Raw genomic sequence first — 11,505 nt, 5'->3', positions numbered from 1 at the left:
CAATGGAATTTAAAACATACATGTGTTTAATTTGCGGTTGGGTTTACGACGAAGCCGCTGGTTTACCGGATGAAGGTATTGCACCAGGAACGCTTTGGAAGGATGTGCCAATGAACTGGACTTGTCCAGAGTGCGGTGCTCGCAAAGAAGATTTTGAAATGATGGCAATTTAATTAGAAATAACAATGGCAAAAGTAGATCAAAACGAAGCACTATTTGAGCGTGCACAAAAAACCATTCCTGGAGGAGTTAATTCCCCAGTGAGGGCTTTCCGTCAAGTTGGTGGAACACCTCGTTTTGTTGCTAAAGCCAAAGGCCCTTACTTTTGGGATGCCAACGATAAGCGTTATATCGATTTAATTATGTCTTGGGGCCCCATGATCGTGGGCCATGCAAATCCCGAGGTGGTTGCTGCAGTTCAAAAAGCTGCTGAAACTAGTTTTAGCTATGGCGCTCCTACCGAGGGTGAAATTGAATTGGCTGAACGAATTTGTGCCTTAATGCCAAGCGTTGAGCAAGTGCGCATGGTGTCAAGTGGCACAGAGGCGACGATGAGTGCCTTGCGTTTGGCTCGTGGCTACACAGGCCGTGATTTGATTATCAAGTTTGAAGGTTGCTATCACGGCCATGCTGATAGTCTTTTGGTGAAGGCTGGCTCAGGTCTACTGACCTTTGCTGACTCTACGCAAAATGCACCATCCTCTGGCGGTGTGCCGAAGGATTTGGTGAAACATACTCTAGTGTTGCCATACAACGATGTCGCTGCGATTGAGGAAGTATTTAAAAAGCAGGGCGATCAAATTGCTGCAGTCATCATCGAGCCAATCGCTGGCAATATGAACTTAATCAAGCCGTCTAAAAAGTTTTTGACGGCGATTCGTGGTTTGACCAGCAAGCATGGTGCTGTATTAATTTATGACGAGGTCATGACTGGCTTTAGGGTGGCTTTGGGTGGTGCTCAGTCTTTGCAAGGAGTTACCCCAGATCTCACTTGTCTAGGCAAGGTCATGGGCGGCGGCATGCCGATGGCAGCCTTTGGCGGCAAGAAAGAAATCATGTCTAAGCTTGCGCCTTTGGGCACTGTGTATCAGGCTGGCACCCTCTCTGGTAATCCAGTTGCGGTAGCTGCAGGCCTAAAGACTCTCGAGATTATTTCTCGGGAAGGTTTCTATGAGTGCTTGACTGGCCAGACAGAAAAATTAATGGCCGGCTTAAAAGCAGCTGCAGTTCAAAACAACATTCCTTTTGCTGTAGATAGCGAGGGTGGAATGTTTGGTTTTTATTTTACGAATGAAGTTCCCACCTCCTTTGAGGCGGTGACTAAATCCAATATTGATGCGTTTAAGAAATTCTTCCACTTGATGTTGGATGAAGGGATATATTTAGCACCATCTGCATACGAGGCAGGTTTCACATCCATTGCACATGACAACGCTGTACTCGATGAAATTATTGCCGCAGCCGAGAATGCTTTTAAAAAGCTTTAAGTCCTTTAAAAACTAGTCTTTGCAATGCTTTATATTCTGAGTGGGTGGTCATAGCCATCCACTTGAATGATTTCTAGCTTCGGATGGTCTTTATTGGAGTCTGAAATCTCAAGTGCGGTGAGTTTGCCACCCCAGACGCAGCCAGTATCTAGACCAATGACATTGTGTTTGCGCATCAAACCTAATGTGGACCAGTGCCCAAAGTAAATGAGAGTGTCAGCAGTTTTTCTCTTGGGCGCCATGAACCAGGGTGTATAGCCTTTTGGCCCATCTTCTAAACCCTCTTTACCTTCAAACTCCATCTGACCTGTGGGGCTACAAAATCGCATGCGGGTTAAAGCATTCGTGATGACTCGCAAGCGTTCGTACCCCTTTAGGGAGTTGCTCCATTTGGTGGGGGTGTTGCCGTACATATTGGCTAAAAAGGTTTTGTAAGACTTCCCACGCAATGCCTTCTCTACTTCTTGGGCGCATTCAATAGCTTGTTGTAAGTCCCATTGAGGTAGTACTCCTGCATGAACAGCGAGGACTTTTCCATTGCTCAATGCCATGGGACGATTTCGTATCCAGTCAATGAGCTCTGCCCGATCAGGAGCATGCAAGATGGGCTCAACAGTATCTAGCCCTTTCGCTTTGCGAAGGCCGGCATCAATTGCTAGGAGGTGTAGATCATGATTTCCTAAGATGCACTCGGCACGACCAGATTCCTGCAGAGTTTTTAAATGTCGTAATGCACCTAATGAATCGGGTCCACGATTCACTAAATCTCCCAGAAAAATCATTTTGGATTTTGGGGGAAGCTTTTTTACTAAGGCTTTTAACGAAGGTGCGCAGCCTTGGACATCACCTACGGCATAGATCTTGCTCATACCTAATCTTAAAGCGGAAATGAGGACTTATTGATTTTGTTAAGCGATTTTTTTCACAACGCTATAGCGCACCAAAGTCTTCTTACGGGCTTCATCATGATCTACAACCGGCAGTGGGTAATCTTTTCCCATAGTGATGCCAGCCGCCTCTAGCTCGATATGGCCGGCTTTCCAGGGTGCGTGTATCGACTTCTTGGAAAGCTTCTCAAGTTGCGGTAAATAGCGCTTGATAAACTTGCCCTCTGGATCAAACTTTTCTGATTGGGTAATCGGATTAAAGATTCGGAAATAAGGTTGTGCATCGCAACCTGACGAGGAAGCCCATTGCCAGCCACCATTATTGGAAGAGAGCTCAAAGTCATTGAGGTGTTCAGCAAAATACGCTTCACCCCAGCGCCAATCTATCCCCAAATCTTTAGTGAGAAAACTTGCTACAACCATGCGTAAGCGATTGTGCATATAGCCACTTTGGTTCAGTTGATGCATTGCTGCATCTACGAGAGGGTAGCCAGTTTTACCTTCGCACCAGGCGGCAAATAATTTTTTAGCGGTAGCGCCACTCTCCCACGCAATATTATCGTAGTCAGGTTTAAAAGATGCGCCCTTAGCAAGGCGAGGATGATTAGACAAAATCATGAAATAAAAATCACGCCAAATGAGTTCACTCAACCAAATGGTTGCACCCATACTTCCCGCAAGCATGCGTCGATGAGCTTCGCGTACCAAACCTCGAATAGACAACATGCCAAAACGTAAGTGAATAGAGAGATAACTCACGCCCTTGATTGCGGGAAAGTCTCTGCCAACCTGATATTGATCTATTCGATGAAGAAAGTCTTCTAAAAAGGATTGGCCACCCTCAGAGCCAGGCGGTAGGTAGCTTTCAATGCCGGTGGGGCAAAACCCCATGGACTCCAGGGATGGAAATGGCGCAGATAATTTCTTGGGAATCTCTGCAAGCTGCCCTGGTTTCGGATTGCATTCATAAGCAGCAAGATCTTTTTCTTGAAGTGTCTTGAGCCAATTATTTTTATAGGGTGTAAAAATAGAAAAGACGGTATTGGAATTGGTCAAAATTTCTTTTTTCTCAAAGATCACTTGATCTTTAAAAGTCTCAAACCCAATACCTTGTTTTTCTAACTGAACTCTGACAGTCTCATCACGTTCTATTGCTGAAGGCTCATAGTCATGATTCGTAAACACTGTATTTACGCCCAGTTCTTTGGCTATCTCAGGAATGCATTGAGTGGGCTGGCCGAAGCGGACAATTAATCCTCCACCTTGTTTGCGTAGTTCATCATCGATTTGTTTTAAACCTTGCCAGATGAAATCAACCCTGCGGTCATGTTTAAGGCCATTCGTATCGAGCTCGCCTTTTAATAAAGGTTTCAGAATATCGGTGTCGAAAATGAAGGTTAGCCAAACTTGCTCAGCCTCCTTCAGTGCGTAATGGAGGGCTGCATTGTCATACAGGCGGAGATCTCGGCGGAGCCAAACAAGTGCTTTTTGCATAGCCCCTATATTAGGGCTAATTTAAAGAAGGTGCCCAACGCTGTTTTAGACGAACAGGTTAAGATCCTAATGAATGATGGATACGATCTTTTTTACTCTCTCGAAAGTAGTGCAATTTTGCATTGAGCCCCTCAACTGGGTAATCGTCTTTGTATTATTGAGCCTTCTCTTTCTATCTCTACGAAAACCTCACTTTTGTAAGCGTTTTTTAGTGCTAGCGCTCTTCGACCTTCTGCTGGTAGGTTGGTTGCCTGCCTCAGAGTTACCGTTGAGAGTGATTGAAAATCTCATTCCTAAGACTGCTTTATTAAGTGATCTCAATAATGAGGTTGGGGGCATCATTATTTTAGGAGGCGCAATCTCTGGTGAGCAAATCGCAGTAGATCGGGGCGAGATATCAATTCATTCTTCAGCAGAGCGCATTACCAAGGGATTTGAGTTCGTTCGTAGGTATCCAAATCTTCCCTATATCTTTAGTGGCGCCTCTGGGCGTATTACACCAAGAGGTATTTCAGAGGCGGATGCTTTTAAACAGTTGGTTCAGGAACAAGGTCTCAATGAAGATAAGGCTCATTATGAAAATCAATCTCGGAACACCTACGAGAATGTGATTTATATGAAGCCGATGATTCAAGAGCTTGGGGCGAAGGATGGTTCTGGAAAATTAAAGCCTTGGCTACTCATTACCTCAGCCAGTCATATGTATCGATCGGTCAAAATCTTTGAAAAACAGGATTTACCTGTATTACCTTTGCCTGTGGATTACCAGACCGCCAATCGCCTGCAGTGGACGGAGTTCAGCCTAGTGGATGGCGCGCAAAACTGGCATGATGTGGTGCATGAGGCTGTAGGCCTGCTTGCCTACTGGATTACCGGAAAAATCTAGATCTTCGGTAAAATAAAGGCTATGACTTCTGCTAAAAAAGCACCCTCTGCTTCAGAAATAGCGCCTTCGCCAGAGTCATTAATTTCTTTTTCTGCCGACCATCTGGCTAATCAGTTTTTAATTGCTATGCCGGGTATGGTGGACCCCAATTTTGCTGGCTCAGTCATTTATCTCTTTGAGCATACTGAGAGAGGAGCGATGGGCTTGGTGGTGAATAGGCCAACTGAGGTGAACTTAAGCACTTTGTTTGACAAAATTGATCTGAAGTTGGAGATTGCTCCACTATTAGATCAACCAGTGTATTTTGGCGGGCCTGTTCAGGTAGAGCGCGGTTTTGTTTTGCACGAATCCAATCCGAATCTTTCTTACAGCTCCTCATTAATTATCCCGGGCGGTTTAACCATGACTACCTCTAAGGATGTATTGGAGGAGGTGGCTAATGGCAAAGGGCCTGCAAAGTTTTTGATGACCCTGGGCTATGCGGGCTGGGGTGCGGGACAGCTCGAAGAGGAGATTACTCTCAATGGCTGGATTAATGTTCCGCTGAACCGCGAACAAATGATGGAGATTATCTTTAATACTCCCTCAAGCCAGCGCTATCAAAAGGCTATGCATCATTTAGGTTTTGATCCCTCTGACCTCTCTGGAGAGGCCGGGCATGCATAAGCCCGCTGCATCTATTGCGCCTATGACGGTAATGGCATTTGACTATGGGACTAGACGTGTAGGTGTTGCAGTTGGCAATTCAGTAACTAAGGCGGGCGAACCATTAAAGACTATTGCGGCTCCAAATGCCGACACCTTGTTTAGGGATATAGAGACACTTTTGGCAGACTGGCAGCCTAATCAATTAGTGGTTGGTCGACCAACGCACCCGGATGGCAAGCCCCATAAGATGACTGCTAAAGCCATTCGCTTTGGTAATCAATTACATGGCCGCTTTCATTTACCAATAGCCTGGGTGGATGAGCGCTACTCCTCCGTGGTTTTAGAGGGTGATCTCCAGATGCAGGACAATCTAGATGCTCACTCAGCAGCCCTTATTTTGGAGCAATACTTTGCAGAAATTAGCTCTAGGGCTGTCGATTAAAAATGCAGTTTTATATATAGCGGTGAATAAAGAATGAACGCAGAACAGTTATACGAAAAATTACTAGCAAAGCTTCGTGAGTTGAAGCAGGCGAGCTCTTTTGAATTGGTCGGACTTGCAATGGGTGGAGCCTGGATTGCTGAGCGCTTAGCTAAAGATTTAGGTTTACCGCACTACGGTGTCATTAATGTGACTTTTCATCGTGATGACTATGCCGAAAAAGGTATGACTGCACTTCGGACGGCTAGCACCATGACGACTCACTTACCATTTGATGTCAACGGTGCCACGGTGATTTTGATTGATGATGTTCTGTTAACTGGCAGAACTGTTAGAGCAGCCTTAAATGAGTTATTTGATTTTGGTAGACCAGCACAGGTGGAGTTAATGGTCTTGGCTGATCGCGGCAACCGAGAGCTCCCTGTCTGCGCCAATTATGTCGGTGAAGAGGTTAGCGTACCAGATCACCAAATTCTGGTTTTAGAAAAAGATACGGCTGGTAAGTTCAGTTTCGTACTAGAGGAGCGTGAGTGATGAGTTCGATATATCAGCCAGTGAATCAATTTAATGCTGCCGGTGAGCTCACACATCTTCTCACCTTAGAAGGCCTTCCCAAGGAGCAAATCGTTCATATTCTGGATACGGCTCAGCAGTTTGTCAGCGTTACTGATCCAGCGCGCGAAGTAAAGAAGGTTCCACTGTTAAGGGGTAAGAGTGTCTTTAACCTCTTCTTCGAGAACTCTACTCGCACTAGAACAACTTTTGAGATTGCTGCTAAGCGTTTATCCGCTGACGTCATTAATTTGGATATTTCTACATCATCAACTGCTAAAGGGGAAAGTCTCCTCGATACCATTGATAACTTGGTAGCGATGCAAGCAGATATTTTTGTTGTTCGCCATAGTGTTTCTAGAGCGCCAATTGAAATTGCGAATCACGTACCGGCACATGTGCACGTAGTGAATGCTGGTGATGGTAGTCATCAGCATCCTACGCAAGGGTTGCTCGATATGTATACGATGCGCCACTTCAAGCAAAACTTTAAAGGTTTAAAAGTGGCGATTGTCGGTGATATTGTTCACAGTCGTGTAGCAAAGTCGAATATTCATGCTTTAACTACTTTGGGTTGCGAAGACATTCGTGCCATTGGCCCAGAAAGCTTATTGCCAAGTGATTTGGATATGTTGGGTGTAAAGGTCTTCCATAGCATGGAAGAGGGTTTGAAAGACGTTGATGTAGTGATGACCTTGCGTATTCAGAAAGAGCGCATGGAGGCTGGTCAGGTTCCCGAGGGAGATGCCTTCTTTAAGCAGTATGGCCTAACACCAGCACGTTTGGCTCTCGCCAAGTCTGATGCCATTGTGATGCATCCAGGCCCAATGAATCGCGGGGTAGAGATTGACTCAGTCGTAGCTGATGGCCCGCAATCAGTTATTTTGAATCAAGTGACCTTTGGCATTGCAGTGCGCATGGCAGTGATGTCAATTGTGGCTGGAAATTAATTTAGTAATTTCCGCTGCAATTTGATCGTCAAAGTACACATGACTATCTAGTATTAACTCATCTTGAGCGGCAGCTGCAGAGTGCTCTAGATTGTTACTAATCACGACATTGAAATCACAGAGTGTTGATAGGCCAAACATTTGAGCCCAAGAATTGTTGCGGTAAGGGTTTATTTCTAAGACCTTAACGTCGTCACTTAAAAAAAGCAGATTAAATACACCAGCACCTACCATGTAGGTAAAGGTCTGGGCATTTGCTAGTGTCTGAAGATAGTCTTTGAAGCTCAGTTTGGATAAGAACACTTGATCAATATGGTTTGCCTTTAAAAATCCCTGATCGATATTGAGTAGATTCTTGCGGCTGAGCTCATTTCTGCCATAGATCAAGTTTTTATTTCGTATCTCAGAAATGCCGTGTTTGGCAAAACAGATTGCTTTAATTTCGCGACAAATTTTCTGAAAATCAGGATAGATTTTTAAATCTCTGCCTTCAGGTGTGACGATAAGCTTAGAAAATGCATAAGCCTTGTCATAGTCTAAAAAGATTAAATCTTTTGGATCAATGATGGATTCCAGAAATTCTCTTTGGAATGTATTGCCTTTAATAGAAACGCAGACTCGTTTTTTATTTTTTCTCCACTCAAGGTAAAAAGGGAAGAAAACGTCATGAAAAAAATGGGCAATATTATCTGTGTGAATAATTAATAAATAAAACTCTTCGCCCTCAAGATTTTCGACTGCTAAATCGATTGGAAGCAGTGACCAGCGCTTAACAAAATGAACACGGTCATTTTTAACTGAAATGGCATTCCTGCTATAGAGCTGATCTTTGAAGAGGATATAGCTTGCGCTCCCAGCAAACTTAAATAGGCATTTCTGAAAGAAGTCTTTAATTTTGTGCATGCACTTTAATATTCAATGTGTAAGAGGAAGCCTACTATAATTCTAGCTACTAATGTGATTTTAAGCGGTGATATAAGGGTGCTGATTGAAGGCTAAATCTATTGCGCAACAGAAAAACTGGCTTCTTCTATCTCATGCTTTCAACATGGATGGTAGAGCGGCTAGTTTGACCATTACCGATAAGATTCCTTATTTCTTAGAGGCCGGCGTTCAGCCGATTGTTTTTAGTGCTATTACTGGCTTAAAAGACGAGCGTTTCCCTCATAAGCAGTTCTTGGCTTGGGGCCCAGCAGCCTTTAGGTTTGATTTTCGACATTGGATAGCCAATCAATATGGACGCGGGTTTATTTACAAACTCCTGACACGCACCGTTTCTATACTTCTAGCTCCATTCATCGGCATTGAAAAACTCCTCTTGGGATATTCAAGTCAGTGGTCTTGGGCATTGCCTGCATTTGTACGCGGTTACCTCTTGATTCGCAGTGGCAAGGTAGATGTGATCTATTCCATTGGCAGCGCTTGGTCAGCACATTTAGCTGGAGTTTGGTTAAAGCGTGCCACAGGCTTGCCCTTGATTTCCGAGGTGCATGATCCCTTGGTGATTCGTAAGAATCCCAATGACCAAGGGTTTGAGAAACCCAAAAATCGAGATGCGCGCTTTCGGCACTATCTAGAAACTCAGCTTTGCAAGTATTCAGACTATGTCTGGTGGTTTACTGATGGCGCACTTCATTACGCCAAAGTCAGAAATCCGAATTTAAATACTCCCGGCAATGCCAGAGGGTTCGTAGTGATGCCCGGCGCCAATCCTCCAGGTGAAATGCAGGGGGCGTCTCAGCATCAATACGGCGAACATTTAAATTTATGCCACTTTGGTTCATTGGCAAATGACAGATCGCTCTCTATTGTTCTGCGGGCGGCACATACACTGTTCCAAAAGTATCCCGAGGCTAGAAAGTATCTGCGAGTTCACGCCTATGGCGCACCCTTGGATTCTTTATCAGCGGCCGCTATTAATCAATATAGTTTTTCTGATGTTTTGTTGGCGCACGGTCGCTTAGAGCGTGACCCAGTCAGCGGTAAATCAGGGCGCGAGCGAGTTGCACAAAAGATGCAAGAAGCAGATGCGTTGATTTTGCTTCACGGCAATGATGAATGGTGTGCAGAGTACATTCCTTCGAAGTTTTACGACTATCTTTGGTCGGGTAGGCCTATTTGGGGTATTACCCACCGTAATCCACAGTTAGATCAAATGCTATTGGATCGAAAGTCCTATTTAAGTGCTGATGGGGATGAGGAGGGGATTGCTATGGCCCTCGAAAGAATCTGGTTGGATTGGCAGCAAAAACAACTTCTACAGCCGATTTGGCAGCCAATTGGTGTCGATCAGGCAGTTAGCAGTATTCTTTCGCATATTGCTCAAGAAAAGGTTGTCTCTTGAAAGACATTGTTCTTTACTGTAAATCCTATCGCAAAGATTTCTTGCGGCTTAAGCGTCTGTTGCAGTCTATATCTCAATATAACTGCGATCACATTCCGTTTTATATTTCCACCCCTCAAGCTGATCATGATTTATTAGTTCAACTAATTGGTAGTGAAGGCTATCAATGGGTTTCAGATGAATCCATTATTCAGGCGAACACAAGCGTACCAGCGGGAGTTGGGAAAGATAAATCAGGTAGCTTGACCCAGCAAATTATTAAATCAGAATTCTGGCGTCTAGGATTGTGTGAGAACTATGTATGTTTAGATTCTGACTGCTTATTTATTAAGAACTTTTATCAGTCTGATTTCTTGGCTGATGATGGTAATCCATACACAGTCATTTATCAAAATAAAGAATATTTCCAGTTAGCACTTGATCGTGGTTTTGCTAAAGCCCCACTTCAGTTAATTGCTGAGGGCAATAGAGTGAAGCAGCTGTTTGGGCGTCGTGGGCCTAATTACTACTGTCCTTGCCCACCATTTATTTGGTCGGCCAAGGTATGGAACTCCCTGGATGAGAGTTATCTTAAGCCTAAGGGGCTTACCTTCTGGGATATTTGTACTCCAGGGCATCCAGAGACCTTACTGTATTTAGAAGCCTTGTTAAATTTCAAGGCTATCCCATTGCATCCTATAGAGCAGCTCTTTCGAATTTATTACTATGACTGGCACTTTTTCTTATTACGCAGAAACGGTGAAACTCTAGATAAGCTAAAGCAAAATTATTTAGGTGTGATTTATCAGTCAAGCTGGGATCTCAGTTTGGACTATGGCGCGAGCCAAAAATCTCTTCCATCCCGGGCGCTGAAAAAGTTGAAACGATTCGGCCGTTATTTACAAAGCTTCATTTAATGAATCAGCAGCCATTAATTAGCGTACTCATGCCCGCGTATAACTCAGAGTTATACATAGCTGAGGCAATTGAGAGCATCCTCAATCAAAGCTATCAAAATATTGAATTAATCATTTTTGATGATGGCTCCTCCGACAATACAAGGCAAGTGATTCAGAGCTTTAATGATCCTCGTATCGTGAAGATACTTTCAGATCAGAATTATGGGGTTGTTAGAGCGCGTAATGACATGATTGATAGGGCTAGTGGCCAATATATTGCATTGATGGATGCCGATGATATTGCCGATCGTACCCGTCTTGAAAAGCAATTGCGTAGTTTAGAAGCTGGGGAATGCGACCTATGCGGTAGTGCGCAATGGGTTTTAGATGAAGCTTCAGGAAAGATTAAGAAATCTAAAGATAAATTTACTGATGCTGATTTGCGTTCGCTACTTTCTGTATATTGCGGGCTCTGTAATTCTGCCATGATGGGTAAGGCTGAAATATTTAAGCGTTTTAAATATGACACCACTATTTTGACCTCAGAAGATTATTACTTATGGGTGGTGATGGCTGCCGCTGGCTATCGATTTTTAAATCTTAAAGAGCGCTTGATTACTTACCGCCGCTATCCGGCCCAAACAAGCTCAGTGCATTTGGATAAGTTCCGCATCACCACAATTGAAGTACAGAAAAAGTACCTGGAGCTATTAGGGATCTCTTTGGATTTCTATCCGCGTCAGTTGCCATGGACCAAGAGGGTGTCAGTTGGTTCTGGCTTATTGCGAGCATTAAATCAGCGCTTTAAAGGAATTTCTTTGCAGGCAAATTGTGAGATTTATGCCCGCTTTCAGTTTCGAAGAAACGGATTATGGACGCCGCTAATGCGCCTCGAGCGCCTATTGGTAGGACTTTGGGCAACCCTCTAGTGCATTAA

General features: G+C 44.1%; 13 protein-coding genes. 10 read left to right on the top strand and 3 right to left on the bottom strand.

The features are described from left to right. Window positions 1-2 precede the first annotated feature (2 nt). Both ICE93_RS00665 and hemL read left to right on the top strand, forming a co-directional pair. Complete coding sequence (locus ICE93_RS00665) at window positions 3-173, top strand: rubredoxin (protein ID WP_071464595.1); 171 nt, start codon at window positions 3-5, stop codon at window positions 171-173. A gap of 12 nt (window positions 174-185) precedes the next feature. Beyond that, the gene (gene hemL, locus ICE93_RS00660) at window positions 186-1,487 is read left to right on the top strand and encodes a glutamate-1-semialdehyde 2,1-aminomutase (protein ID WP_216184468.1); all 1,302 of its coding nucleotides are present in this window, start codon (window positions 186-188) and stop codon (window positions 1,485-1,487) included. A 29-nt stretch (window positions 1,488-1,516) separates the two neighbouring features. On the opposite strand, the gene ICE93_RS00655 is transcribed toward hemL, so the two are convergent. Both ICE93_RS00655 and ICE93_RS00650 read right to left on the bottom strand, forming a co-directional pair. Beyond that, complete coding sequence (locus tag ICE93_RS00655) at window positions 1,517-2,356, bottom strand: symmetrical bis(5'-nucleosyl)-tetraphosphatase (RefSeq protein WP_216184465.1); 840 nt, start codon at window positions 2,354-2,356, stop codon at window positions 1,517-1,519. Window positions 2,357-2,395: 39 nt separating this feature from the next. Beyond that, entirely contained in the window at window positions 2,396-3,868 is a 1,473-nt protein-coding gene (locus tag ICE93_RS00650) for a deoxyribodipyrimidine photo-lyase (RefSeq protein ID WP_216184462.1), read from the bottom strand. A gap of 211 nt (window positions 3,869-4,079) precedes the next feature. Here ICE93_RS00650 and ICE93_RS00645 point away from each other — a divergent pair, with 211 nt between their 5' ends. The 5 genes from ICE93_RS00645 (at window position 4,080) to ICE93_RS00625 (ending at window position 7,346) form a co-directional block, all read left to right on the top strand. Then, a complete protein-coding gene (locus ICE93_RS00645) occupies window positions 4,080-4,754 on the top strand; it encodes a YdcF family protein (protein ID WP_370624577.1) in 675 nt (224 codons plus the stop codon). Between the two features lie 126 nt (window positions 4,755-4,880). Beyond that, complete coding sequence (locus tag ICE93_RS00640) at window positions 4,881-5,420, top strand: YqgE/AlgH family protein (protein WP_255554666.1); 540 nt, start codon at window positions 4,881-4,883, stop codon at window positions 5,418-5,420. Beyond that, window positions 5,413-5,844 (top strand): Holliday junction resolvase RuvX, encoded by a 432-nt coding sequence (gene ruvX, locus ICE93_RS00635; protein WP_216184456.1) that lies wholly within the window; start codon window positions 5,413-5,415, stop codon window positions 5,842-5,844. Before ICE93_RS00640 ends, ruvX begins: the two co-directional genes overlap by 8 nt. Window positions 5,845-5,877: 33 nt before the next feature. Further along, window positions 5,878-6,378: a bifunctional pyr operon transcriptional regulator/uracil phosphoribosyltransferase PyrR gene (pyrR, locus tag ICE93_RS00630; RefSeq protein WP_216184453.1), complete on the top strand. Its 501-nt coding sequence runs from the start codon at window positions 5,878-5,880 to the stop codon at window positions 6,376-6,378. Further along, the gene (locus ICE93_RS00625) at window positions 6,378-7,346 is read left to right on the top strand and encodes an aspartate carbamoyltransferase catalytic subunit (RefSeq protein ID WP_216184450.1); all 969 of its coding nucleotides are present in this window, start codon (window positions 6,378-6,380) and stop codon (window positions 7,344-7,346) included. The genes pyrR and ICE93_RS00625 overlap by 1 nt, the downstream gene beginning before the upstream one ends. Here ICE93_RS00625 and ICE93_RS00620 read toward each other — a convergent pair. Further along, window positions 7,326-8,249, bottom strand: coding sequence for a glycosyltransferase 61 family protein (locus ICE93_RS00620; RefSeq protein ID WP_216184447.1), 924 nt, complete (start codon window positions 8,247-8,249; stop codon window positions 7,326-7,328). The two genes, ICE93_RS00625 and ICE93_RS00620, sit on opposite strands and share 21 nt — an antisense overlap. A gap of 85 nt (window positions 8,250-8,334) precedes the next feature. On the opposite strand from ICE93_RS00620, the gene ICE93_RS00615 reads away from it, so the two are divergent. The 3 genes from ICE93_RS00615 to ICE93_RS00605 are packed head-to-tail and all read left to right on the top strand — an operon-like array spanning window position 8,335 to window position 11,497. Next, entirely contained in the window at window positions 8,335-9,690 is a 1,356-nt protein-coding gene (locus tag ICE93_RS00615) for a hypothetical protein (protein ID WP_255554418.1), read from the top strand. Beyond that, a complete protein-coding gene (locus ICE93_RS00610) occupies window positions 9,687-10,586 on the top strand; it encodes a DUF6492 family protein (protein WP_216184444.1) in 900 nt (299 codons plus the stop codon). Before ICE93_RS00615 ends, ICE93_RS00610 begins: the two co-directional genes overlap by 4 nt. Continuing rightward, window positions 10,586-11,497 (top strand): glycosyltransferase, encoded by a 912-nt coding sequence (locus ICE93_RS00605; protein ID WP_216184441.1) that lies wholly within the window; start codon window positions 10,586-10,588, stop codon window positions 11,495-11,497. Before ICE93_RS00610 ends, ICE93_RS00605 begins: the two co-directional genes overlap by 1 nt. The last annotated feature ends 8 nt before the right edge of the window (window positions 11,498-11,505 follow it).

It is taken from the genome of Polynucleobacter sp. MWH-HuK1, from assembly GCF_018881815.1.
Classification (GTDB): Bacteria; Pseudomonadota; Gammaproteobacteria; order Burkholderiales; family Burkholderiaceae; genus Polynucleobacter.
Note: the sequence above shows the minus strand (reverse complement) of the source record. Positions and strands in the feature narration are given on the sequence as shown.

Coding starts and splice junctions, on each gene's coding strand:
- ICE93_RS00665 (WP_071464595.1), top strand. CDS start 3: ATGGAATTTAAAACATACATGTGTTTAATTTGCGGTTGGGTTTACGAC.
- ICE93_RS00620 (WP_216184447.1), bottom strand. CDS start 8,249: ATGCACAAAATTAAAGACTTCTTTCAGAAATGCCTATTTAAGTTTGCT.
- ICE93_RS00625 (WP_216184450.1), top strand. CDS start 6,378: ATGAGTTCGATATATCAGCCAGTGAATCAATTTAATGCTGCCGGTGAG.
- ruvX (WP_216184456.1), top strand. CDS start 5,413: ATGCATAAGCCCGCTGCATCTATTGCGCCTATGACGGTAATGGCATTT.
- pyrR (WP_216184453.1), top strand. CDS start 5,878: ATGAACGCAGAACAGTTATACGAAAAATTACTAGCAAAGCTTCGTGAG.
- hemL (WP_216184468.1), top strand. CDS start 186: ATGGCAAAAGTAGATCAAAACGAAGCACTATTTGAGCGTGCACAAAAA.
- ICE93_RS00655 (WP_216184465.1), bottom strand. CDS start 2,356: ATGAGCAAGATCTATGCCGTAGGTGATGTCCAAGGCTGCGCACCTTCG.
- ICE93_RS00650 (WP_216184462.1), bottom strand. CDS start 3,868: ATGCAAAAAGCACTTGTTTGGCTCCGCCGAGATCTCCGCCTGTATGAC.
- ICE93_RS00640 (WP_255554666.1), top strand. CDS start 4,881: ATGCCGGGTATGGTGGACCCCAATTTTGCTGGCTCAGTCATTTATCTC.
- ICE93_RS00605 (WP_216184441.1), top strand. CDS start 10,586: ATGAATCAGCAGCCATTAATTAGCGTACTCATGCCCGCGTATAACTCA.